The 244-nt window shown below is 63.5% G+C and carries 1 protein-coding gene; it reads right to left on the bottom strand.

Annotation, left to right across the window (positions count from 1 at the left end):
* The coding region (locus J5M67_RS29255; protein WP_207888761.1) for a sulfatase-like hydrolase/transferase at positions 1-244 on the bottom strand (244 nt) is incomplete at both ends.

Here is a 244-nt window from a genome sequence, read left to right as displayed (position 1 = left end):
TAGCCGTCCAGGTGCACCTTGAAGTTCTTGCCGCCGACATCAGTGCCCTTGAGCAGGCGATCCTTGATGTCGGTATCGCCGACGGCCGCCAGCAGGGTCGGGAACCAGTCCAGGCCGGAGAACATCTCGTTGGACACCTGGCCCGCTTCGATATGTCCCGGCCAGCGGATCATCGCCGGCACCCGGAAGGCGCCTTCGTAGTTGGAGTTCTTCTCGTTGCGGAACGGAGAGGTGGCGGCATCCG

The organism is Pseudomonas sp. 30_B (genome assembly GCF_017491605.1).
Classification (GTDB): Bacteria; Pseudomonadota; Gammaproteobacteria; order Pseudomonadales; family Pseudomonadaceae; genus Pseudomonas.
Note: the sequence above shows the minus strand (reverse complement) of the source record. Positions and strands in the feature narration are given on the sequence as shown.